The organism is Pseudomonas sp. NFIX10 (assembly GCF_900111955.1).
Lineage (GTDB): Bacteria > Pseudomonadota > Gammaproteobacteria > Pseudomonadales > Pseudomonadaceae > Aquipseudomonas > Aquipseudomonas fluorescens_AA.
Genome location: NZ_FOKH01000001.1, coordinates 370,291 through 393,175, shown reverse-complemented (window position 1 = coordinate 393,175; position 22,885 = coordinate 370,291). Strand labels below are relative to the sequence as shown.

The following is a 22,885-nucleotide window of genomic DNA, read 5'->3' as shown; positions in this document are numbered from 1 at the left end:
GAACAGCCATGAATCGTAGACTTCCCATCATCGCCCTGCTCATGGGGGCACTCGCGGTCACCGGCCAGGCATCCGCCCACGGTCGTGGTGGTTGGGAGGGGCCCGCCGTTTTTGGTGCCATCGTCGGTTCGGCCATCGTTGGCTCAGCCATCATCAACCGTGATCGGCCGGTGTATGTGCAGCAACAACCGGTCTACTACCAACCGCAGCCGGTCTATGTGCAGCCACCACCACCGGTCTACTACCAGCCGCAGCCGGTGTATGTAGAACAGCCTATCTACTATCGCCCGGCGCCGGTGTATTACGGGCCACCACGGGGCTACTACTATGGTCCACCCCGGGGTCATTACGGCCGCTGGTAAGCGGCTCCCGGGCGGCACAAAAAAAGCCTGTGATCATTGATCACAGGCTTTTTCATGTCTGCTGGATAAACCGGTATTGGTCAGACGTGCTCGCTGCTTTTCAACCGGATCGGCCCATGCTCCGCTGGCTCGTGGACAGGTTCCACCACCGGAATCTCGTTGCCATCACAATCATGCAGCTTGCCGTCACTGAAATAGTCGCCTTCGCGCAGCGCCGCCAGATCCTGGTAGCGCAGCACCCGCTCGGTGCCGGCGGCGAAGACTGACTGCTGGTCGGAATTGCCCGTGGTGAAGTGATTGAACGCCAGGTTCAGCACGATCGCCATGATTGCCGAAGAACTGATGCCCGAATGAAAGATGGTCGCGAACCAGCTCGGGAAATGGTCGTAGAAATTCGGCGCGGCAATAGGAATCATGCCGAAGCCGATGGAGGTGGCGACGATGATCAGGTTGACGTTGTTGCGGTAATCGACTTTCGACAGCGTGCGGATGCCGCTGGCAGCCACCGTGCCGAACAGCACGATACCGGCACCGCCCAGCACCGAGGTCGGCACTGCGGCGATCACCCGGCCCATGAACGGCAACAGGCCGAGCACCACCAGGAACACCCCACCGGTCGCCACCACGAAACGACTCTTGATTCCCGTCACGGCCACCAGCCCGACGTTCTGGGCAAAGGCACTCTGGGTGAAGGAACCGAAGATCGGCGCGATCATGCTCGACAGCATGTCAGCCCGCAAACCGTTACCCAGGCGCCTGGAGTCGACTTTGGTGTCGATGATCTCGCCCACCGCCAGGATGTCGGCGGAGGTTTCCACCAGGGTCACCATGATCACAATGCACATCGACAGGATCGCGGCGATATGAAACGTCGGCATGCCGAAATGGAACGGTGTCGGGAAGCCGAACATCGGGCCTTGGCTGACCGATGAAAAGTCCGCCATGCCGAGGAACACCGCGATGACCGTCCCCATGACCATCGCCAACAGAATCGACAACCGGGAGATGGTCGCGCTGCCCATTTTGCTCAACAGCAGCACCAGTACCAAGGTCACCGCGGCCAGGCCAATGTTCGCCATGCTGCCAAAATCGGCGGCGTGGCTGTTGCCGCCCATCGCCCAACGCGCCGCCACCGGCATCAGGGTCAGGCCGATGGTGGTGATCACAATGCCAGTGACCAGTGGCGGAAAGAACCGGGTGATGCGTGAAAACACCGGGGTGATCAGCAGACCGATCAGCGACGCTGCGATCACCGCGCCGAGGATGGCTTGAAAGCCCCCTTCCCCTGCGCTGCCGACAATCGCCACCATGGTCGCGACACCCGAAAACGATACGCCCTGCACCAAAGGCAACTGGCAGCCGAAAAACGGCAGGCCGAGGGTTTGCAGCAACGTGGCCAAGCCCCCTGCGAACAATGATGCAGCAATCAACAGGCCGATGTCCGCCGGCGAAAGCCCGGCCGCCTGGCCGATGATCAACGGTACGGCGACAATGCCACCGTACATGGTCAACACATGTTGCAGGCCGTAAGCCATATTCGCGCCGACGCCGAGATTTTCGTCCTCGGGCCGTGGGAGTGAAACATGGGGCGTTTTCATGGTTCGGGGATTCCCTGTTTTTTGTTATGGGCACACTGTATTCAAAACTCAGGACAAATGTCCATAGAGTTGTATACAACTTACAGCATGCACATCTGGAACAGACCTGCGGCCAACCGCTTTTTTTATCCTTGAAGCAACCCCACAAGCGCGGGCCGCAACAGCTCCCGTGGCGGCACGCGCAGGCTGAACTCTTGTTCCAGCAGATCGATCAACTCATCGGCATCGATGATCACCCGCCGCTCGCTCTCCTGCCCTATGCGGTGCACGGCGTAGCTGTTGCCGTTCAGGGTCTTGCGCAATCTGTCACCGGTGCGGGCCACCATCAACCGGCCCATGAACGGCGACTCCGGATGGCTGCAGACGTACCAATTGCCGACGGTGTAGTCGATGTCTTCCTGGCGTTGCAGGTCGAACAGGTACATCGACCGCCATTCGCCGGCAACGTTGGCGCGCAACAGATAGCCGTCCGCAGGGGTCTCGATGCGGTACGGTTCATGGGGCGTGAGCTGGGTCTCGCGGCTGTCCAGCAGCAGCGGCGCGGTGGGCACCATGCCGCCAAAACCGACGTCGGTGATATAGCGCACACCGTCGATCGTCACCAGGCTCAGCCGATGGGTCCGGGCAGGCCAGGCGTCCTCCGGCGCATTCATCACCACGCGCCCAGTGATGCCACGGGCATCGAAACCCAATGTCTGCAACAGCGCCAGGAATAGCTGGTTGAGTTCATAGCAATAGCCACCACGCCCATCTTCAAAAACCTTGCGCTCGACCGATTCAAGGTCGATGGGCACGGGCTGACGCAGCAACGTCGACAGGGTTTCAAAGGGGAATTCAGCGGTATGGCGCCATTGCAGCTGGCGCAAGGTATCGAGCGTCGGCGCCGGTGGTGCGTCGAAACCCAGGCGCCGCAAATAACGGGTCGTATCGCTCAGTTGGGGATGGCTCATGAGGGTGTCCTTTTCCCGGGGTCGGCCAGCGCTCACAACAAGCGCACGGCTCATGGGCGCAGGTATAAGGCATTCCTCTCATAGAGACAACAATCGGCCCTGTCAGCGCCGTTTACGCGAAGCCAGCCGGATCCAGGTAGGCGCATGGTCGCTGGGGTGGGGCTGGTTCCGGACCCAGGCGTCCACGCCGCCCTCGCTCAGGTAAGCGCTGGCGACCGGATTGAGCAGCAGATGATCGATGCGCAGCCCGGAGTTCTTTTGCCAGTGCTGACGGAAATAATCCCAGAAGGTGTAGAGGCGTTCGTCCGGATACAGGTGACGCAGCGAATCGGTCCAGCCCTGGTCCAGCAATCGCTGGTAACACTCGCGGCTTTCGGGCTGCAACAGCGCATCCTTGAGCCAGGAACGCGGGTTGTAGATGTCCATGTCGGTGGGCACCACATTGTAGTCACCGGCGAGCACCACGGGATGGTCACTGGCCTGCAGCCCCTGGGCGTATTCGATCAGCCGTTCGAACCAGGCCAACTTGTAGTCGAACTTGGGACCTGGTTGCGGATTGCCGTTGGGCAGGTAGAGGCACCCCACCAGCACGCCGTGCACCGCCGCCTCCAGATAGCGACTGTGGCTGTCGTCATCCCCGCCGGGCAGGCCTCGGCGGCTCTCCAACGGCTGCGCGTCACGGGCCAGGATCGCGACACCGTTCCAGGACGCCTGCCCGTGCCAGATTGCCCCGTACCCCACCGATTCCAACTCCGCCGCCGGGAAATCCTTGTCCACTGCCTTGAGCTCCTGCAAGCAGACAATGTCGGGTTTTTCCCGCTCCAGCCATTCCAGCAGGTTGGGCAGCCGTGCCCGGATGCCATTGATATTGAACGTCGCGATCCGCAGGTTTTTCATAGACCCAGCACTCAAAATGTCACGTTACTGGCTGTGACCGTCAACCCGGCGCGGTGGTTGCAACGAGGCTTCGTCAGCCCCATGGCCGATGTTCCAATCGATCTCAACGATCCGAGCGCGCCAGCGTATCGAGCCCGCTTTCTGTCGATAACACCGCCACCCGGTTGCGGCCACTGTGCTTGGCCTGGTAAAGCGCCGCATCGGCGCGCTGGATGAAGACTTCGATGCTGTCCAGGCTGCTGGGCACAAAGGCATGGCAGCCCAGGCTCACCGTGAGGAAGCCGGTCGGGGAGCCGGAATGGGTGATGTGCTTGTCGATGACGTTGCGGCGGATCTGCTCGGCCAACGCCATGGCCCCCGAAAGGTTGGTGTCGGGCAGCAGTACCGCAAATTCTTCGCCGCCATACCGTACCGCCAGATCGGCCTTGCGATGGCAGCAACTCTTGAGCACCTTGGCCACTTCCGCCAGGCAGTGATCCCCGGCCACATGCCCATAGGCGTCGTTGTAGCGTTTGAAAAAATCGATGTCGAGCATGATCAGGCTCAAGGGGCTGCGCTGACGAGCGCCCCGGCCGAACTCGATGTCCAGGGCCCGTTCGAACAGACGCCGGTTCGCCAGCCCGGTGAGGCTGTCATGGGTGGCAATCAGTTCCAACGCCTCCTGCGCCTTGCGCAAGTCCGCTTCGATCTTTTCGCTGTTACGTACCTGGCGCACGAAGACCCAGCCGAACAAGCAAATGCCCAGGACCACCAGGCCCACGATAAGGCTGGATTGGAACGCCCGCTCATGCCAGCCCGCCAGGATCGATTCTTCGGACACCGCGGCGGTGACCACCAACGGATAAGCCTGTAAATGTTGATGCCCATACAGCCTGACGACACCATCGATGGCCGAACGGATGATCGCATCGCCAGACATTCCGTCGGTCGCGGTATGGTTGTAGATCTCTTCCTCGGCCAACGGGCGGCCGATCCGCGCCTCATCGAAAGGGCGCCGGGCCAACAGCGTCCCGTCAGACAAAGCCAGGGCCATCTCGCCTTGCTCATCCAGGCTGAAGCTTTTGAAGAACCGATCGAAGTAGGACATTTTGATGCCGGCCAGCAACACGCCCTGGAAGTTGCCGTCTCGGTCATTCAAACGCCGGGAAACCGGGATGATCCACTCACCGTTTTGCCGACTGCGGATCGCCGGACCGATATGGGCGATCAGGGAGGCGTTCTGCTGGTGGAAAACGAAATAGTCTCGATCCGCCACTCCTGCGCCCCTGTGCAGGTCGTCGAAGGAGGTAGTGATCCAGTGGCCGTGCTTGTCGAACAGGAACAGGCCATGCAGCTGTTCAAGCGATTGCACGCGGCGGGCAAAGGTTTGCTGCAAGCGTGGCTGAACCGCAGGACCCAAACCGTCGACCTGGATCCAATCCGCCAGACTGGCCAGGACCAGATCGGCCTGGATGAAGGTGTCTTGGGCCTGCTGGGCCATGGCCCGGGTAAGGGTGGCCGAGGCGATGCGGGCCGACGCCACGTCGTGGCTGCGCGATTGCTCCAACTGCAGGTAAAGCAAACCACACAGGCACAGGCACACCGCAGCGATAAACATAACCGCAGCCTTGAGCAGCGGCAGGCGTTTCAGGGCACCGGCAGGGATATGAAAAGGATCGTAGATGGAGATTGGCAAGCGAATTCCTGAAGAGGGCAAAGCATGTGCGAATTCGCGCATAACCCCCAATATTCGTGAGCTTAGCTTACCGCTTGTGAGGCGGCAATTTGCCCGTGCAGCGGAGCCGATGGGTGGCTGGAGTGGATCCAAAACCCCGCCCCTGAGCCAGTAAGAATGTCCGCTTCAGAACGAATAAATCTCCGTGGCGAGGGCATGCACACCCGCACGTTCGACAGCGTTGAAAGACTGTTTTTTTACAAGCAAACCTTCCTGGGGCTATCTAAATTGCGTGACGCCCCATAACGTATGGTCGCCTTTGACTTCCAGGTGCCCCGTCGACCATGAGCCAACCGACCCGAAGCGATGATGAACAGGCCCTGACCCGCCCCGGCGCCGTCAGTCTGCGCGAGGCGTTCTGGTTCTGGCTCAAACTGGGTTTCATCAGTTTCGGCGGCCCAGCGGGGCAGATCTCGATCATGCATCAGGAATTGGTGGAGCGGCGGCGCTGGATTTCCGAGCGGCGCTTCCTGCACGCCCTCAATTACTGCATGTTGTTGCCGGGACCTGAGGCCCAACAATTGGCGACGTACCTGGGCTGGTTGATGCACCGAAGCTGGGGTGGAGTGATCGCCGGCGCATTATTCGTATTGCCTTCGCTGTTCATTCTCATCGCGTTGTCGTGGCTGTACATCGCCTTTGGCGAAGTGCCGGTGGTGGCGGGTATTTTCTATGGCATCAAACCGGCCGTGACGGCCATCGTGGTGCATGCCGCCCACCGGATCGGCTCCCGCGCACTCAAGAACAATTGGCTGTGGGCAATCGCGGCCGCATCGTTCACCGCGATCTTTGCCCTTGATCTCCCCTTCCCTTTGATCGTGCTGGGAGCGGCTGCCATCGGTTATTTCGGCGGTCGCTGGGCACCGGAAAAATTCAGCCTGGGTGGTCACGATGCCCAACACAAATCCTTCGGCCCCGCCTTGATCGACGACGACACGCCGACCCCGGACCACGCCCGGTTCAGCGCCGCCAGGTTGACCCGCCTCGTGGTCGTCGGTGCCCTGTTGTGGATGGTGCCCATGGGCCTGCTGACCGCCGTATTCGGCTGGGGCGGCACATTGACGCAAATGGCCTGGTTCTTCACCAAGGCCGCGCTGCTGACCTTCGGCGGTGCCTATGCGGTCTTGCCCTACGTGTACCAGGGCGCCGTCGGGCACTTCGGCTGGCTGACGCCGACCCAAATGATCGACGGCCTGGCCCTGGGCGAAACCACCCCCGGGCCGCTGATCATGGTCGTGGCCTTCGTCGGTTTCGTCGGAGGTTACGTGATGCAGGTGTTCGGCCCTGAACAGGCCTTCCTCGCTGGCGCCGTCGCGGCCACGCTGGTGACCTGGTTCACGTTCCTACCCTCGTTCCTGTTCATCCTGGCCGGCGGCCCGCTGGTGGAATCGACCCACAACGCATTGAAATTCACCGCACCGCTGACGGCGATTACCGCGGCGGTGGTCGGGGTAATCCTCAACCTGGCCTGCTTCTTCGGTTACCACGTGCTCTGGCCCAACGGTTTTGCAGGTGCCCTGGACTGGCCGTCAGCGATCATCGCGATTGCGGCGGCGGTTGCGCTGTTTCGCTACAAGCGCGGGGTGATCCAGGTGTTACTGGCGTGCGGGCTGGCCGGGCTGGCGGTGCATTTGCTGCGCTAGACGAGGCGCTTGATCAGGTACGTCGCCGAGGCCGGGCACAAGGTCTTGAACTGGGCCGTCGCGCTGATCGAAGCGGGCGCCAGCGAGCGATCCTCCGGCAGATAGCCCTGGCCGGTAAAAAACGCGGTGGCGCTGTCGGTCAACAGGTGGAGCCGCTCCACCCCCTCGCGTCTCGCAAACGCTTCGACAGCGGCCAGTACCGCCACCCCAGCCCCCCGTCCCCGCTGTCCCTCAAGGACAACCAACGAGCGCAGCAACCGCTCGGCCCCCTCCCCCTCGATGCCCACAAATCCCACGTCGACACCCTGGTGGTTGAAGCTGAAGAACTGTCGACCGGAATATGACAGGTCGTCCACGGGTAGCCCGGCCTGGGTGAGCGCATCGCGCAAGGGTCCCAGGTCGTTATTGCTTAGAGCTGTCATGTGCATGGTGGGTGCTCGTCTATGTCTTGCCTTGATCATCGGGCACCCCGAATTTGGTTACAACCCACGGGGTGCATCGGAGAGCGGGGTTCAATAGGATTGCTCGAAAGTAAGCCACTGGCGTACATTAGCAATGATTTTTATTGAAACTCCAATTTTTACCCGTCAGGTCAAAGAACTGATGGATGACGATGATTTCGCTGTCCTACAGAAAATACTGGTCTGCAACCCTTCCGCTGGTGAGGTTATGGAAGCCACCGGGGGATCCGAAAGATTCGTATCGCAGCCAAAGGCCATGGCAAACGGGGGGGAGCCAGGGTGATCTACTACCACTTCGTCCATGCTTCGCGGATCGCGTTACTGATGATATATCCGAAAAATGAACAGCAAGACTTGACTGTCGATCAACGAAAAGCGTTGAAATTGATTGTCGAGCACTGGAGATAACCATGAGCAAATTTTTCGATGAGCTGATGGAAAGCGTACAACAGATGGATGAAATCGTCCGAGGCGAACGCCAGCCGTCACGGGAATTCATCGTCGATGCGTTGCAAGTTAAGGCGATACGCAAGGCTACCGGCCTGACCCAAGCCAAATTCGCAGCACTGATCGATGTCCAACTGGGCACGCTTCGCAACTGGGAGCAAGGACGACGCGAGCCTACCGGCCCCGCCAAAGCGCTGCTGCGGGCGATTCATAATGATCCGAAACACGTGATCAGCGCCTTAGCCGTTTAAGCATTGCCGAAATGAACAGAACGCTCAGGCAATGCTTCCATGTGGCGAAGGCGCTTGCTCCCATGACCCAGCGCAAATGGACACCCCTGCCCATCAGCTAAGCTCAACCTATCATCACGACAGGGAATCGACATGAGCAAGGCAGACGAGCTAGCGGCCAAACTGAGGAAAACCCAGCAGACCCGCGCCGATACCGACAACTGCGCCGACCTGGCGATCGAGCACTGGCCGGCCCAGGTCTACGAGCTGTATCGCCAGATCGGAACCTGGCTGGCGCCCGTGTGCGAGGCGGGCCTGGACATCCGGCGCAACCCCACCCACGTCTTTGAAAGTCATTCCAGCGGTTCGACGTACAACTACGCCATCGACCAACTGATGATCGAAGGCAATCATCGCCGCCTTTTATTCGACCCGATCGCGCGCTTCTCGGCCAAGGGAGAGGGCTGCATTGAGGTCCATATGAAGGGCCAGGAACACTGCATCGTGCGCACACTCGGTGAGCATGGTGAATCGCTCTGGCATATCCAGGCCCTGCGCTCGACAGGGCAACAGCGCCCTGAACCTGCCATTCTGGACGAGGACGCCTTGCTCTCGCTGGTAGAAGAAGGCCTTGGCCTGTAACGTAAATGGGCGACCCTTGATCGCCCATTTCCATTGGAGAACACGCTAGATCTGCGGCGCTGATTCGAGTGCTGGATCGCTTCCGGGCACTGGCAGCGTCAGTTCTTGGGCCGGCCTTCCCACAAGTCTATTCAAGGCATTGTCGATTTCGTCAGCCGCGCCTTGCGCATATCGAACATCCGCCCAGCTCCAGTACGGATCGGATATCAGCCCGCCCACCGCCTGTGCGCACAATTCATCGTTGCTGATGCCCATCTTCCCGGCTGCGGCGATCACGGCCATAAGGGCTTGCTCTAATTGGGAAATTCGCTCGGTCGTCACAATGAACCAACGTGATGGATAACAAACCCAGAGCATAACAAGCCATTAATATGCCACCAACTCCAGGCGCCCAACGGTCGCCCTTCCTGGCGTGCATGATTCGCCTCAACTCGGACCGTACAGGACCGTGAGCCAGGCAGTGCAGGCGACCTCATGAGGTCGCCCACTTCCATTACGACGCCAACACCTGCGCCTGCAATCGCCGCCCGATCACATCCAGCAAATCACACCCATCGCGCAGGGGGATCGCCAGCACTTGGGCAAAATCCTGGAGTACCACCGCGTCCGTACTGATGTCGGAACGCATGGCGAGGTTTTCCAGCAACTGGGTGACAGCGGCGATGCGGTAAGCGGCGTCGATCAGGAGCGCGTGGAAATTGTTTTCGATACCGGTGATGGGCATGTAGCGGGACATGGCGGTTACTCCTGCGGGAATGGGAGGTCAGTGGCGGATTGGGATGCCGCTGGCAAAGGGAGCGAATCCGGGATCGAGATTCGGATACTTGGCAGGAGATATTCGTGGTGACGCTAGACGAAAGCCACCTTGGATTGGCCATAAGCAAGGGCTGAGGTTTCATCGTATGGTTGAGCGCACCCGTCCTGGCTGCAAGTCAAACGAAAGGGCTGACACAGGGTCTTTTTTATACATATAGAATATGCATAATGACAACATTCAGAACTCAGTATGATCCAGCAAAAAACGTCGCTAACAAGAAGAAACACAAGGTGAGCCTGGCCGATGCCGAAGCTGTGTTTTATGACGAAATGGCTCTTGAGCGTGAGGATAATGATCATGATGAAAAGCGGTGGATTATCATGGGGCAAGACGCCTGCGGTCGTGTACTCGTCGTTGCATACACCTACCGTGAGCCAGATTTCGTTCGTCTTATCAGCGCACGACTAGCCTCCAAAAAAGAACTACGTCAGTACCTGGGAGGTTGAACCCATGAAAGAAGAATACGATTTCAGCACAGCCAAGCGTGGGGCGGTTGCAAGCAGCAAAGGCAAAACCCGCATAACCATCATGCTTGATGAGGACGTGATCGAGGCCGCTCGCGAACGCGCCGAAAGTGCTGGTACTGGATATCAGACACTCATCAACAATCTACTGCGTCAGGCTTTGATATCTGAAACTGCCCACAATCTGTCACCGGCAGCCCAAAAGCGAACCCGAACAGTTAAACCCTATGCAAACGGTATTACCCGGTCCGACGTGAAGGATCTGGAAAAGCGCCTAGCCGCCATGACTGAGGAGCTGCACAAGATGGTGGACGCATCCAGGCCCGGTAAAGCCAAAGCATCGGTATGAACTGAGAGGATCGATTTACTCAGGAGCAAGGCACTGTCTTAACCCAGTGCCTTCACCCACACCCACAATAATCCGCTTGCCCATTTTCTCCCCCACCTCCAACGCCTGCCCATCCCGCTGCTTCCCTCGCCGCGCCAAACCCACCAGGCGCGGAATCAACTCGCCTTCCGGCAAGTGCTGCCAGAATCGCCCCGGCATATGCTGACGCAACGCCTGGGGATTGAGCCGTGCCGGGTTGAAGATGTGCCTGTAATAGGTCCGCCACAGCTCAGCCCCGGGATCTTCAGCGTGCCGCGCCCAATGCTGCCACTGCTCGGGGCACCGTCGCTGGTAATCCAACGACTGCCCATCGAAACGGATACCGTCGCGAGGCGTTGCGATCAGCCAGCGCTGTTGCCCTAACCGCTCGGCAAAATGGCCACTGGCGCTTTCGAGGATGTCATGGGCCGGCTGGTGAAAGGCGACCAGATCCAGCTGCAGTTGCTCGGCCAACGGCTGCGGTAGGGGGATGAAGCGGACGAAGGCATGCAGATGATGAGCCTCGCGCTGGACCTGCTTGATCCGCCGCTGCAACTCACTGCCCAGGCGGTCACCCGCGAGCATGGCCGTGCGGTCGCCGTGGGCAACCCGCCAAAGCACCTCATACAGCAGATTCCAACGTTGTTCGCCCTGGTAGCGACCAGCCTGTTCGAGTTGGGTCAGCAAGGCTGCGGGAACCCGTGTGCGGAACGGGCCCGGCCCTTGGGGCAGCGGCGCCGGCATGGCCAAAAGATCGGCCATCGGGCCTTGAGCCCATGTGACATCGCTCGGGTCGATACCATGGCCGAGCAGCGTTCGAGCCTGGTCCCGCCACGTAGAGAAATCATCCTCGCAATCCAGGGCAATCACGACCAAAGCCCCATCTGCACCGGCCGCTGGGGGTCACGCAACCGCGCCCGCAGCAGACCGCTGCGCACCTGGGCGTCAGCAGGCCGGTAGTCGCTGGTGACAATGAACGGTCGCGCCTTCTCCAACACGCACCGCAACTGCACCAGGTGGTCATAACGCACCCGCCGCTCCCGGCGCAGTGCAACCAGGCGTTGCACGCTACGCAGGCCAATCCCCGGAATACGCGCCAACAATGCGGGTTCGGCGCGATTGATATCCAGCGGGAACACCTCGCGATTGGCCAGCGCCCACGCCAGCTTGGGGTCGATGTCCAAGTCCAGGTTGTGGGTTTCGCTCAAAAGCTCGCCTGCCTTGTAGCCATAACCGCGCATGAGAAAATCGGCCTGATACAGCCGGTGCTCGCGCAGCAACGGCGGCGCCGCCAGAGGCACGCTGGCGGGGCTGTCGGGAATCGGGCTGAACGCTGAATAGTAAACCCGTCGCAAACCATACCCCTGATAGAGCGACTCGGCGTTGCTCAGGATGGCGTGATCATCAGTGGCATCCGCCCCCACAATCACCTGCGTGCTCTGCCCGGCCGGGGCGAAGCGAGGCGCCCGCGGCTCGCCGGCCACCGCCTGTTGCCCCTGGTGGATGGTGTCCATGGCTTGGCGGATGGTCGTCAACTGCTTTTCCGGTGCCAGACGCTTGAGGCTGATATCCGAGGACAGCTCGATATTCACACTCAAGCGATCAGCCAACCGCCCCGCTTCCTCGATCAACAGCGGATCGGCATCGGGAATGGTCTTGAGGTGAATATAGCCACGAAACTGGTGCTCCTCCCGCAACAACCGCGCCACTCGAATCAACTGCTCCATGGTGTAATCGGCCGAGCGAATGATGCCCGAACTCAAAAACAACCCACTGATGCAGTTGCGGCGATAAAAATCCAGGGTCAACCGCACCACCTCCTCCGGCGTGAAGCGCGCCCTCGGCACGTTGCTGGAACGACGGTTGACGCAATACTGGCAGTCGTACAGGCAAAAATTGGTCAGCAACACCTTCAGCAACGAAACGCAGCGTCCATCCGGCGTATAGCTATGGCAAATGCCCATGCCATCGGTGGCCCCCAGCCCCTCACGACCACGGGAGCTACGCTTGGGGGCACCGCTGCTGGCGCAGGAAGCATCGTACTTGGCAGCATCGGCAAGAATGCCGAGCTTGGCGATAAGCTGCATGAAGTGAACTCGTATACTGGATATAAACACAGTATTTTGACATGCACTGCAATGCAAGCGCCATTGGTCAATTCAATACCTGCCATGAGCCGCCCTGGCCGTGACGTAGGCCATGCCAGTGGGATGGGCTATAATCGGCCAACCAACGCGATTGAGGTCCAGCCCATGGGCAATGTCAGCCTTGAAACCAAAAAGGCCTATGCCGCCAGAACGCGTAGATCCAACTACGCGGCTAGCCTGCGCCTGGAGGGCTTCAAAACGACCTTCGCGGACGGCGAACGCAAAATGCCAACGCGCGAAGAGGTCTTGAAGGCCTTCACCCAGACCAGAACCTGATGGCTGACAAATATGGAGTCGGCGAGGACGCTTATTGCTATCCCGGCTCCACGGTCCTTCGCAACAAACTCGATATCCGTGACGAACCGACCCTAAGCGAAGCCGAACAACAGCTCTCGGCCATCGCAGCGGACAACGTCGAATTCAGCCCTCCTCCCTACAGCCTGGCCTACCTTCAAAACATTCATCGAATCCTCTTTTCAGACCTGTTCGAATGGGCCGGCGAGTTGCGCACCGTCGGCATGTCCAAGCAAGCGACCCGCTTTTGCCAACCCCAGTACATGGAGGCGGAAGCCAACAAAATCTTCATGAACATGGCGGCGGCCAACTGGCTCGAAGGGCTCGACAGAGCAGACCTGATCGTCGCCGTTGCAGAAACCTATTCCGACATCAACGTCGTACACCCCTTCCGCGAAGGCAATGGCCGTGCCCAGCGCATTCTGTTTGAACACCTGATCATGAACGCCGGGTTTGAAATCAGTTGGTGGGGGATTGAGAAGGACGAGTGGATCTACGCCAATATTGCGGCCTATAACGGCGTTATGGAGCCTATGGAGCAGGTCTTCGAGAAATGTATCGGGCAAACGATTCAACTTTGATCGCCTCGACATCACCCTGCTCAGCGCCTTACGCTGCATTCCGTCAAAGTGCTACAGTTGTCAGCAACTAACATCTGCTAAAGCACTAAAAATGCTCACGACAAAATCCTTCCCACCCAACGAAAAAGGTCGTGACTTTGTAGTGGGCGACATTCACGGACATTTCAAGCTTCTGAAAAAAGCCTTGGGCAAAGTAAATTTCAATACCGAAGCAGACCGCATCTTTTCTGTGGGCGACCTCATCGACCGAGGCCCTGACTCCTTGGATGTACTGAATTGGCTTGGGAAACCGTGGTTCCATGCCGTGCGCGGCAATCATGAGCAGATGCTCATTGATTGCGTCTCCGGCCACGGGAATATACCTAGGCATATCCGAAATGGTGGGGCCTGGCTCTACGAGTTACAACCGACTCTTCAACATGAACTCCGGCAAGCCTTGCAAGCACTTCCGCTGATCATTGAAATCAATCTATCAAGCGATCAAACAGTTGGAGTAGTACATGCCGAAGCGCCAATCATTAAAAGTAACGATGGCTGGCAGGAAGCGAAGGACGCTATTAGCGGAAAATCTGGAAAGTCGAATCAACGCCAAGCCCTGAAAACAGCGCTGTATGCCAGGAAAAAAATCGAGCGGCAAGACCACTCTTCCATCAACGGAATAAGCCAGCTCTATGTAGGGCACTCAACCGTATCCGGGGTCATGAGGCTGGGCAATGTCGTCTATATCGATACGGGCTGTGGATTTGCTGATGGCGCGTTAAGCCTGATAGAAATCCCATTCGAAACTGTCGTGAGCATCAGCATGAGCGGGTGAGGTTCTCATTCATGCCACCCTGGACCTGATAAATCTTGCCCCTTTCGCAATTTGCATCCGACCCACCATGCCCAGCCCCTTAGAAGCTATAGTACATATAAGCTATTGACGGTAGCTTCATCGCTGACTAGATTTCGCTAGCGCTAGCTCCCGGCCGCGGTAACCTTGTTTAAAAGTTAGTTTTGAGGCAGTGCTGAAACAGCGCTTATTGTAGTGGGTGCTGATATAGCTGTATTTATTAATTTATAACGAGACCTACATAATGACGATTAACAATAAGCTCATTCAGATAGCACTCACTGGTTCTTTGGTCTCTCTCCTAGCAGGATGCGGTAGTATCGCATCCTCAATGGCGAATGATAGCGACTTGCAGCAAAAAGCAGGTGTAGCCCTAAATACTTCACCGGACGGGTTGAAGATCCTGGATCGTAGTACATCACTTGATTCAGTTAAATTCAGGGTGCAAAGCGGTAAAGGTGTCTACAATTGCTACTATACCTCAGTTTATGGTGCGATCGATTCTGACACTCTATGCTCAGGTCCGGTTGATGGCGCTAAAGGTGAGGATATAAAGACGACATCCGCACAGTGTAATGCTTTGACCAAAGCGGCTGGTCGCTGCTGAATATGACTTCAACATCTCGTCTATTAATTCCTGCTATAGCAGTGGGAATTTCCTTGTTGTCTGGGTGCGTCCCAATCCAACCTATTCAGCGAGGTGGCGCGGCTCAAGACTCGAGCCTGTTCTCAGAAACTGCCGAACGCCGTAAAATCGAAGATCAACTCTTCGCCACCGCGCAGACAGCAGGTAAGGTGATTCTGGTAATACCCAGCGCCAGCCTAGACAGTTTGAAAATAGACTTCAATAATAACGACTCAACGATGGAGTTCTTGAAGTTGCGCTCGGCAGTCACCGAGTGGACAAACACACGTAACCCGTCTGTTGCATTCAAAGTGGGTTATGACACGAAAACCACCGATATTGGTGCGCCTCAGGGGTCTTATTTTCAAGTGGTTTTCGGTCGTACTTTATACAAAATATATTTAGTCGAACCCGGCCACTACTCTATTACCGGCGTGAGCTATGACTTGCCAAGAACGCCTGGCTACGAGACGCCCGGCGAGCGTGGAATTCGCCCTTCGACCTTAGGTTACGTCACTCTCGAGCCTAAGAGCTTCCGTGAATACGATCGTGGCCAGAAGTGGGAGGATGCCAGTTATAGAACGGAGACCGTTGAGGAACAACGGTGCACGGCAGTTCGCGTGGTAAACGGCGAGTGTGTAAGTACTGCCAAATACTCTTATGATGTGAAACAACAGACTGCTGCCGCAGGTTGGCGAGAAACTATAAAGCAGCGGGACGTAGAAGGCAGGACCGTTTCTGCTCATTTAGCCAAGGAGTTCGCAACATTCGATGTGGCAGCAGGCGAAGTGGTGCTGGTAGATGGTTTCTTTGCTGACCCGCCAAGCATCGATTATAAGCCAGGAAGTTGTAGGCAAACTCAGCAGAGCCAAATGCGGTGCGAGTTGGAACAAGTCAAGATGGTTAAGCTGCTCGGTGAAGTCGACCAAGTGCTGCATGCTGACAACCCTGCAGACTACGGGTTTCCGAAATTGGCCCAAGTGCTCAAGCAGTTGAAATATCGTCCTATAAACGTGCAGGCGCGGCAAACGTCTGGGCAATCGACTTGGGGCCCCACCTACGTACTTAACGCCGATTGATCAACCTGGGGTTTTCTGCGAGAAGCTTTGATGACAATCATGGGACGTGTTCGCCGATATCCAGATAGAGTTCGCAAAAGTGCCTTAACCGCTTTACCTCCCGTTATGCTTGCTTATAGGCGCTTTTTGAGTCTTCCCTGTAGCAAATATTTAGCGCCCTCCAACTGGGTTCCTTACTTAATCGGTGCGCCGCTGGGCCAGAATCCACACCGCTATGTAGACTGGGTTCAGCTTGGTGTTCGGAGGTTACGCGAAATCTGAGCAAGGAAGCCCCTGCTTAATGTAAAGATTTCAATCTGAAGCGCGTAATTTTCTATCGTGGAAACCAAGATCGACTTTATTCAACAGAATCGGCTAGCAGCAGCCATTCATCCTGACCACCACGCCTCAAACTCGTGCAAGTAATGCTCTAAAGCGCCCCCTCCCGCTGAGCTTGGTAGATCGTGGCGAACGTCGGCACAAAGCCAAGGCGACGGGCCAACGCCCCATCGACATGCAAGTGCCATGGGTTGATGACTGGCTCCGCTGACGGCTCCATAGTTTCGCCCAACAACTCAATGAGTTCGTAGTAGGACGTCGGTGCCTCATCGACGATGTTGACCACATGGCCGTCCATTGCCCCAGTCAATCCGAGCAGCATGGCCGTGGCAATATCACGATGATGGATCAAGCTCATTTTCTGAGCCGGGTGCCATTTGCCCTGAACAACATATTTGGGCAGCATTTCCAGATGCCCGTCCTGGTCTCCGTAGACAAACCCAAACCGCTGGATTGACCAGTTCAGCCCGCTCTCACGTAACAGCTGTTCAGCCGCGAGTTTGCTGGCCGGGTAAGCGTGCTGTGGATCGGCAGCATCGTCTTCACGGCCAGGACGCGGGCTGTCGGGGTTATAAATGTTGGTGGTGCTCGACATGATGAAGCGGGCGCCGGGCGCATTGGCTCTGGCCGCCGCGATGAGGCAACGTGTGCCTTCAAGGTTGCTCTTCCAGATGAGGTCAATGTCTTGGGTGCGAAAAACCGCCGCAAGATGAACGATGGCCGATACGCCTTGTACCGCCTCGGTCAACGAGTCGGGGTCAAGTATGTCGCCCTCGATGGGCTCCACACCGTCGGGAAGTTGCTTGCCCGCTCGAACCAATCCACGGCACTCGATGCCTGCTTGCACAAGCCTCTTGAGGAGGCGCTCTCCTACCAGGCCCGTACCCCCGGTCACTAGAATCGTCATGGTTTGCCTCCTTCAGTCAGAAGATGTGTCAGTCTTGCCGTTGCGCCTTCAAGCACTCGAACAAGCGTTGCCAGCTCGGTTGCTTCTACTTTGTCAAAGGAGACCTTCAGGACGAGGTCGATGGGATCAGGCAATTGTTGCCACAACGCGAGCCCGCTGGGCGTGATGGTGAGCAGCCGTTGACGTTGATCCTGTTCGGTCGGCGTCTGCTCAATGAACCCTTTGCGCACCAGGGCACCTACCATTTCACTGAGCGACGGCTTCTCGACCTGCAATATTTTTAGAAACTCGCGCTGTACGGTCGGCCCGTTATTTGCCAACTGCCAAAGGATGTACCACTGTGTCGACCCTAGATCGTAGGGGCGCAGCGTTGCTTCCATGATGGCGCGGCTGGCGACGTAGTAGCGCTTGATCCACGTTGCGGCGGCGTGTTGTTTGAGATGGTCCATTCGACATTGCCCATATAGTTCGGTGCCGAACCACAATAGTTCGGGCCCGAACGGATTGCAAGCCCTCCTCACGGCATTCGGGGCATTGAACTGACGAACTGCGGCAACTCGCCGTTGGCGTAGAAAGCCATGCGTAGCCTTTCTGTGCGTAATCAAAACTTGTTTTTCGGCGTGCCCTATAGGCTACTGGCCATTGGACTGCTAAATAGGCGCCAGCTCGACGAGCGAGGCCTGTGTCGCCGCGCCCACTTATTTTCTTCAAACATCCGTGACGACCGCGCCGATAAACATTTAATTTATTAACAGCCATACCCACCACCCACAAACACCACGCTTATCAGGTGTCCGGGTTTCTTTTTCTGATTTCAAGCCCAAACCGGGGGAGCTGAGAGTCCGCACTCCTAGTTTGAGTGGTCGCGGTGCCGAACGTCTGCCGGTGACCTTGCCGGCGAAGGCATGGTGCTGCAGGTAGAAGAACCGGGCGGCGCGCTGATGTCGGTGAGGGTTTCAGGACGGGTCATTTTCTGCCACTCGAATACCTGGCGGGAGCTGAGCGCCCATTTGAACTGGCGCACAAATTCTTCCAGGTGGTTCTGCACGACGCGATAGAGCGTCACCCAGTCGCCGTTGATGTCGTTCAGGACTTCAGCCACGTCTCCTTGATCGCCATCAGGGTTGCTCGCTTAGTCTTTCCCAGCGGTCGGATCTTCTCGTACTCGTCCAGGTACTGATCGATCATCTTCTTGATCGTCACACCCTTCCGGTTCGCACGTTCGATAGCACCTGGCGCAGCCAGCTCCGTCTCCCGACGCTTGATCCATGCCTGAGCCACCTGCTTCCGGTCGAAGGTTTGGCTTTCCTGATAAACTGTCTTCCCGTCCCGATTGATCCGTATCTGCGCCGTGTAGGCCGTCGAACTGTCCCTGCGCTAGCGTGATGTGATCGTACCCATATCCAGTTGCTAAATTGCTGAAACCGGATGCTACAACGTAGCAACCGCCTTTCAAAACAGGGAAAATGGGTAAAAACCGCTGTATAAAAGATCCGTATCAATGAATTTAGAAAAACCTGAATCGCCCGTAAATACTGGTCCACCCTGTTCAGAGCCGTCCCGCCGCTTCAGCGTTGCCCCCATGATGGATTGGACCGACGCCCACTGCCGCTTCTTCCTACGCATCCTCTCCAAACACGCCCTGCTCTACACCGAAATGGTCACCACCGGCGCGCTGCTCAACGGTGACCACGAACGCTTCCTGCGCCATCACCCATCCGAACATCCCCTGGCCCTGCAACTGGGTGGCAGCGTGCCTGCCGACCTGGCCGCCTGCGCCCGTATGGCCCAGGAGCACGGTTACGACGAGGTGAACCTCAACGTCGGCTGCCCCAGCGACCGGGTGCAGAACAATATGATCGGCGCGTGCCTGATGGGGCATCCGGGTTTGGTGGCCGATTGTGTGAAGGCGATGCGTGATGCGGTGTCGATTCCGGTGACGGTCAAGCATCGCATCGGGATTAACGGGCGAGACAGTTACGAGCAGTTGTGTGAGTTTGTCGGGACGGTGCGCGAGGCCGGTTGCACGAGTTTTACCGTGCATGCGCGGATTGCGATTCTGGAGGGGCTGTCGCCGAAGGAGAATCGCGACATTCCGCCGCTGCGTTATGACGTAGCCGCGCGGTTGAAGGCGGATTTTCCGGAGTTGGAGATTGTGCTCAACGGTGGAATCAAGACGCTGGAGGCCTGCCACGAGCATCTGCAGACGTTCGACGGTGTGATGCTGGGGCGCGAGGCCTATCACAACCCGTATCTGCTGGCCGAAGTGGATCAGCAGTTGTTTGGCAGCACCGCGCCGACCATCACCCGGGCCGAGGCGCTGGCGCAATTGCGGCCTTATATCGCCGATCACCTGGCCGCTGGCGGGGCGATGCATCACATCACCCGTCACGTGTTGGGGCTGGGCACCGGGTTCCCGGGGGCGCGACGGTTTCGGCAGTTGTTGTCGGTGGACATCCACAAAACCAAGGATCCGCTGGCGTTGCTGGATCAGGCGAGGCAATTGCTGGAAGGGCGTTAACCGTCACTTGCTTTGAACCTGCGCGCTGTTTTGGCATCGTATCTACCGATACCGCCCCGGCCTTTCAAACAGCCGTTTTCAGGTTGTTGCCGCTGGGGCCATCGATACCTCTTCACGCCCTTGAGTGGCTGCCGGCCCTCGGGTAATGTCAACGGACCCATAGGACAGAGCACGCTCATGACTTCCAAGCTGGAACAACTCAAACAATTCACCACCGTCGTGGCCGATACCGGCGACTTCGAGGCCATCGCCCGCGTCAAACCCGTGGACGCCACCACCAACCCTTCCCTGCTGCTCAAGGCGTCGGCCATTCAGGGCTATGCCGAGCAACTGAACGCCTGCGTGGCGGACTGCAAGGGCGATGTGGGCCTGGCCAGCGACCGCTTTGCCGTAGCGGTCGGGCAAGAAATCCTGAAAGTGATCCCGGGGCGTATTTCCACTGAAGTGGACGCGCGCCTGTCGTTCGATACCGAGGCCATGTTGAAGCGTGCGCACCGTCTGATCGACCTGTACGAGAAGGCCGGTATTGGCCGGGATCGGGTGTTGATCAAGATTGCCTCCACCTGGGAAGGCATCCGTGCTGCCGAGCAGTTGGAGCGTGAAGGCATCCAGTGCAACCTGACGCTGCTGTTTTCCTTCGCCCAGGCCGCGGCCTGTGCCGATGCCGGGGTGTTCCTGATTTCGCCGTTCGTGGGCCGTATCTACGACTGGTACAAGAAAGCCAATGGCAACGACTACACCGGCGCGGATGATCCGGGCGTGCAGTCGGTGACGCGCATCTACAACTACTACAAGGCCAATGACTACAAGACCGTGGTCATGGGCGCGAGCTTCCGCAATCTCAACCAGATCGAGCAACTGGCCGGGTGCGACCGTTTGACCGTCAGCCCGGACCTGCTGGAAAAACTCGCCGCCGACGAAGGCAAGCTGGAGCGCAAGCTGGCGCCAGGGCAAGCCGGGGAAGCACGCTTGATCCTCAACGAAGCGCAGTTCCGCTGGTTGTCCAACGAGGACGCCATGGCGACCGAGAAACTGGCCGAAGGTATCCGTCAGTTCGCCCGGGACCAGGAGAAGCTGGAGGCATTGCTGCAAGCCAAGCTTTGAGCTGATCCAGCCGGCATGTAAAAAGGGCGAACCTGGTTGGGTTCGCCCTTTTTTATGCGGCTTGGCTTAAGGGACGTGGCGGGTCGGCAAACGCCATCGCGAGCAAGCTCGCTCTCACGGGGGATCTCAGAACGCCACAAAACCTGTGGGGGCGAGCTTGCTCGCGATGAAGCCGGTACAGCCTACACAAAGCCCAAGGCTCAAGGTCAAGGTCGCTCCAGCGCATTCACCAGATCATGGAACGCTTCACGATTGGAATCGTTGAGCCCCATGAGGATCTTGTGGGCTTCAAGCACCTTGATCCGCACTTCCTCTTCGGACTGATCCTGATCAGGCAGGTCGTCCAGGCATTCCGGACACGGCACGGGGTCGCCCACGATGTTGAACACCTGGTCAAAGCCCATTGATTGCAGCAGACGGGTGATGTCGTTGTGGGTGGTGACGACGGTCGGCAGCAGGCCGACCTTTTGCCGCGACAGGATCGACAGCTTGGCCAGCAGGCCCAATGTGGTGCTGTCGATGCTGCGGGTTTCGGTCAGGTCGATCACGATGGCGCTGAAGTTCAGCGCGGTGAAGATCCGCTCAATAGTCGCATCCAGCGCCGAACACAGGGTCAGGCGCACTTCACCGACAAACTTCAGGACGAAGGTGCCGTCCTGCTCGGCGAACTGGATTCTACCGGTACTCATCAAAGGTTCCTGCTCAACACTAACAGGGCGATATCATCCGGCATCTCCCCGAGCGTGGCTAATCCAAACACTTGACGCAAGCCTTCCAGGCTACCGCCCGCTGCGCTTACCCGTTCAGGCAAGGCCGCTTCTTTCTCTTTGAGTGTAGGTTCCGTCAAAAGGTCCAAAATGCCATCAGACATCAGCGTCAGGCTGAATGTCGGTGGCAATTCCAGCACGTGGTCTTCGTAGGTGGCCTCGTTGAACAGGCCCACCGGCAAACCACGTCCTTCCAGGTAACGAACACTGTCTGGCGTATACAACACAGGCAACGGCAGGTGACCGCCGATACTATAGGTCAACAAACCCGTCTCCTCGTCGATGACTCCACCGACCATCGTGACGTGTTTGCCCAGCTTACAACTGATCAGGCCTCGGTTGATATGCCCAAGGACTTCCGACGGCTTGAACTCTGGCAACGTGCCATTGCGCTTGGATTCGAACAGCAGCCGCGTGGTCATGAACTTCAACAGCACCGTCACGAAGGCCGATGACGCGCCATGGCCGGAAACGTCCGCCAGGTAGAACGCCACTCGCCGCTCATCGACGCGGAAATAGTCCACGAAATCGCCCGACAGGTACAACGACGGGATGATCTGGTGGGCAAAACGGAAATCGTCGACGGTCCAGGGGCTGACCGGCAGCATGTTCATCTGCACCTGGCGCCCGGCGTTCTGGTCTTCCTGCAACAGGTTCAGGCTGGCTTCCAGCTCGCGGTTGGCAGTTTCCAGCTTCTCGCGGTAGCGCTGGTTTTCCACCAACAGGCGCGAACGGTCCAAGGCCCGGCGCACCGAGTGCTCGAGCACCGCGAGGTCTTCAAGGGGCTTGATCAGGTAATCCGCCGCGCCCAGGCGCAATGCCTCGACCGCATCGTTCATCACGCCCGCGCCCGACACCACGATCACCGGGGTCTGCGAGGAAATCTCGGTCACCTGGCGAATGAGTTCGAGTCCGCCCATCTGCGGCATGCGCAGGTCGCAGATGACCAGGTCGGGCTTGTCTTGCTCGAATACCTGAAGACCCTGTTGACCATTGCTGGCCTGCAGGACGCTGAAACCACTGTCTTCCAAGTAGGCTGCGAGACTGGCTCGCACCACTTCGTCATCATCGATTATCAGCAGCGTGGCACTGGTTTTTGGCATGTGGGCAAACGGCGC

The 22,885-nt window shown here is 58.1% G+C and carries 26 protein-coding genes and 3 pseudogenes; 14 read left to right on the top strand and 15 right to left on the bottom strand.

Translation table 11 applies throughout. The features are described 5' to 3' along the window. Positions 1-8: 8 nt before the first annotated feature. Complete coding sequence (locus BM321_RS01770) at positions 9-362, top strand: hypothetical protein (RefSeq protein WP_092197252.1); 354 nt, start codon at positions 9-11, stop codon at positions 360-362. A gap of 80 nt (positions 363-442) precedes the next feature. On the opposite strand, the gene BM321_RS01765 is transcribed toward BM321_RS01770, so the two are convergent. The 4 genes from BM321_RS01765 to BM321_RS01750 form a co-directional block, all read right to left on the bottom strand. After that, the gene (locus BM321_RS01765) at positions 443-1,960 is read right to left on the bottom strand and encodes a nucleobase:cation symporter-2 family protein (protein ID WP_092326866.1); all 1,518 of its coding nucleotides are present in this window, start codon (positions 1,958-1,960) and stop codon (positions 443-445) included. 125 nt (positions 1,961-2,085) lie between these two features. Beyond that, on the bottom strand, positions 2,086-2,910 hold the full coding sequence (locus tag BM321_RS01760; protein WP_092441327.1) for an arylamine N-acetyltransferase family protein: 825 nt from the start codon (positions 2,908-2,910) through the stop codon (positions 2,086-2,088). A 102-nt stretch (positions 2,911-3,012) separates the two neighbouring features. Next, a complete protein-coding gene (gene xth, locus BM321_RS01755) occupies positions 3,013-3,807 on the bottom strand; it encodes an exodeoxyribonuclease III (RefSeq protein ID WP_072405365.1) in 795 nt (264 codons plus the stop codon). 103 nt (positions 3,808-3,910) lie between these two features. Next, complete coding sequence (locus BM321_RS01750; RefSeq protein ID WP_092441326.1) at positions 3,911-5,482, bottom strand: sensor domain-containing diguanylate cyclase; 1,572 nt, start codon at positions 5,480-5,482, stop codon at positions 3,911-3,913. Between the two features lie 323 nt (positions 5,483-5,805). Between BM321_RS01750 and chrA the strand changes: the two genes are divergently transcribed. Next, positions 5,806-7,164, top strand: a complete 1,359-nt coding sequence (chrA, locus tag BM321_RS01745; RefSeq protein ID WP_092441325.1) for a chromate efflux transporter — start codon at positions 5,806-5,808, stop codon at positions 7,162-7,164. On the opposite strand, the gene arsN2 is transcribed toward chrA, so the two are convergent. After that, the gene (gene arsN2, locus BM321_RS01740; RefSeq protein WP_092326874.1) at positions 7,161-7,592 is read right to left on the bottom strand and encodes an arsenic resistance N-acetyltransferase ArsN2; all 432 of its coding nucleotides are present in this window, start codon (positions 7,590-7,592) and stop codon (positions 7,161-7,163) included. The genes chrA and arsN2 overlap by 4 nt on opposite strands. Before the next feature lie 127 nt (positions 7,593-7,719). Between arsN2 and BM321_RS01735 the strand changes: the two are divergent. From BM321_RS01735 to BM321_RS01725, 3 genes and pseudogenes are all read left to right on the top strand, one after another. Next, positions 7,720-8,033, top strand: a pseudogene (locus tag BM321_RS01735) (type II toxin-antitoxin system RelE/ParE family toxin). 2 nt (positions 8,034-8,035) lie between these two features. After that, a complete protein-coding gene (gene nadS, locus BM321_RS01730; protein WP_060738344.1) occupies positions 8,036-8,323 on the top strand; it encodes a NadS family protein in 288 nt (95 codons plus the stop codon). Between the two features lie 132 nt (positions 8,324-8,455). Then, positions 8,456-8,944, top strand: a complete 489-nt coding sequence (locus tag BM321_RS01725) for a hypothetical protein (protein WP_092441324.1) — start codon at positions 8,456-8,458, stop codon at positions 8,942-8,944. Between the two features lie 45 nt (positions 8,945-8,989). Here the strand turns inward: BM321_RS01725 and BM321_RS30375 are convergent, their stop codons facing one another. Further along, on the bottom strand, positions 8,990-9,226 hold the full coding sequence (locus tag BM321_RS30375; protein ID WP_175534878.1) for a hypothetical protein: 237 nt from the start codon (positions 9,224-9,226) through the stop codon (positions 8,990-8,992). A 211-nt stretch (positions 9,227-9,437) separates the two neighbouring features. Beyond that, on the bottom strand, positions 9,438-9,680 hold the full coding sequence (locus tag BM321_RS01715; RefSeq protein WP_092441323.1) for a hypothetical protein: 243 nt from the start codon (positions 9,678-9,680) through the stop codon (positions 9,438-9,440). 248 nt (positions 9,681-9,928) lie between these two features. Here BM321_RS01715 and BM321_RS01710 point away from each other — a divergent pair, with 248 nt between their 5' ends. Together BM321_RS01710 and BM321_RS01705 are read left to right on the top strand one after the other, a co-directional pair. Further along, positions 9,929-10,207 (top strand): BrnT family toxin, encoded by a 279-nt coding sequence (locus BM321_RS01710; protein ID WP_072408027.1) that lies wholly within the window; start codon positions 9,929-9,931, stop codon positions 10,205-10,207. A gap of 4 nt (positions 10,208-10,211) precedes the next feature. Beyond that, on the top strand, positions 10,212-10,574 hold the full coding sequence (locus BM321_RS01705) for a DUF6364 family protein (protein ID WP_060743052.1): 363 nt from the start codon (positions 10,212-10,214) through the stop codon (positions 10,572-10,574). Positions 10,575-10,589: 15 nt separating this feature from the next. On the opposite strand, the gene BM321_RS01700 is transcribed toward BM321_RS01705, so the two are convergent. Then, positions 10,590-11,468: a TIGR03915 family putative DNA repair protein gene (locus tag BM321_RS01700; protein WP_092441322.1), complete on the bottom strand. Its 879-nt coding sequence runs from the start codon at positions 11,466-11,468 to the stop codon at positions 10,590-10,592. Beyond that, positions 11,459-12,679: a putative DNA modification/repair radical SAM protein gene (locus tag BM321_RS01695; protein ID WP_092441321.1), complete on the bottom strand. Its 1,221-nt coding sequence runs from the start codon at positions 12,677-12,679 to the stop codon at positions 11,459-11,461. Before BM321_RS01695 ends, BM321_RS01700 begins: the two co-directional genes overlap by 10 nt. A 165-nt stretch (positions 12,680-12,844) precedes the next feature. Here BM321_RS01695 and BM321_RS01690 point away from each other — a divergent pair, with 165 nt between their 5' ends. The 5 genes from BM321_RS01690 (at position 12,845) to BM321_RS01670 (ending at position 16,150) form a co-directional block, all read left to right on the top strand. Beyond that, positions 12,845-13,015, top strand: a complete 171-nt coding sequence (locus BM321_RS01690) for a YhfG family protein (RefSeq protein ID WP_003199786.1) — start codon at positions 12,845-12,847, stop codon at positions 13,013-13,015. Beyond that, on the top strand, positions 13,015-13,614 hold the full coding sequence (locus BM321_RS01685) for a putative adenosine monophosphate-protein transferase Fic (RefSeq protein ID WP_092441320.1): 600 nt from the start codon (positions 13,015-13,017) through the stop codon (positions 13,612-13,614). Before BM321_RS01690 ends, BM321_RS01685 begins: the two co-directional genes overlap by 1 nt. A gap of 91 nt (positions 13,615-13,705) precedes the next feature. After that, positions 13,706-14,428 carry a metallophosphoesterase gene (locus BM321_RS01680; RefSeq protein ID WP_092441319.1) on the top strand — a complete coding sequence of 241 codons (723 nt, stop codon included), beginning with the start codon at positions 13,706-13,708 and terminating at the stop codon, positions 14,426-14,428. Between the two features lie 262 nt (positions 14,429-14,690). Beyond that, entirely contained in the window at positions 14,691-15,053 is a 363-nt protein-coding gene (locus tag BM321_RS01675; protein WP_092441318.1) for a hypothetical protein, read from the top strand. Between the two features lie 2 nt (positions 15,054-15,055). Continuing rightward, on the top strand, positions 15,056-16,150 hold the full coding sequence (locus BM321_RS01670; protein ID WP_256573349.1) for a hypothetical protein: 1,095 nt from the start codon (positions 15,056-15,058) through the stop codon (positions 16,148-16,150). A gap of 409 nt (positions 16,151-16,559) precedes the next feature. Here BM321_RS01670 and BM321_RS01665 read toward each other — a convergent pair whose 3' ends face one another. The 4 genes and pseudogenes from BM321_RS01665 to BM321_RS01650 form a co-directional block, all read right to left on the bottom strand. Next, a complete protein-coding gene (locus BM321_RS01665; protein WP_092441317.1) occupies positions 16,560-17,375 on the bottom strand; it encodes an NAD-dependent epimerase/dehydratase family protein in 816 nt (271 codons plus the stop codon). Continuing rightward, the gene (locus BM321_RS01660) at positions 17,372-17,824 is read right to left on the bottom strand and encodes a MarR family winged helix-turn-helix transcriptional regulator (RefSeq protein WP_092197311.1); all 453 of its coding nucleotides are present in this window, start codon (positions 17,822-17,824) and stop codon (positions 17,372-17,374) included. The genes BM321_RS01665 and BM321_RS01660 overlap by 4 nt, the downstream gene beginning before the upstream one ends. Positions 17,825-18,233: 409 nt before the next feature. Beyond that, a pseudogene (locus BM321_RS01655) lies at positions 18,234-18,486 on the bottom strand (DNA adenine methylase); the annotation flags it as partial. Then, a pseudogene (locus tag BM321_RS01650) lies at positions 18,471-18,719 on the bottom strand (site-specific integrase); the annotation flags it as partial. The pseudogenes BM321_RS01655 and BM321_RS01650, both read right to left, overlap by 16 nt. A 157-nt stretch (positions 18,720-18,876) precedes the next feature. On the opposite strand from BM321_RS01650, the gene dusA reads away from it, so the two are divergent. After that, positions 18,877-19,896 (top strand): tRNA dihydrouridine(20/20a) synthase DusA, encoded by a 1,020-nt coding sequence (gene dusA / locus BM321_RS01645; RefSeq protein ID WP_092441316.1) that lies wholly within the window; start codon positions 18,877-18,879, stop codon positions 19,894-19,896. 177 nt (positions 19,897-20,073) lie between these two features. Then, complete coding sequence (tal, locus tag BM321_RS01640) at positions 20,074-21,000, top strand: transaldolase (protein WP_072407787.1); 927 nt, start codon at positions 20,074-20,076, stop codon at positions 20,998-21,000. 206 nt (positions 21,001-21,206) lie between these two features. Here tal and rssC read toward each other — a convergent pair whose 3' ends face one another. Continuing rightward, positions 21,207-21,689 carry an anti-sigma factor antagonist RssC gene (rssC, locus tag BM321_RS01635; RefSeq protein ID WP_025212773.1) on the bottom strand — a complete coding sequence of 161 codons (483 nt, stop codon included), beginning with the start codon at positions 21,687-21,689 and terminating at the stop codon, positions 21,207-21,209. After that, positions 21,689-22,870, bottom strand: coding sequence for a two-component system response regulator RssB (gene rssB / locus BM321_RS01630; RefSeq protein ID WP_053120765.1), 1,182 nt, complete (start codon positions 22,868-22,870; stop codon positions 21,689-21,691). The genes rssC and rssB overlap by 1 nt, the downstream gene beginning before the upstream one ends. Between the last annotated feature and the right edge of the window lie 15 nt (positions 22,871-22,885).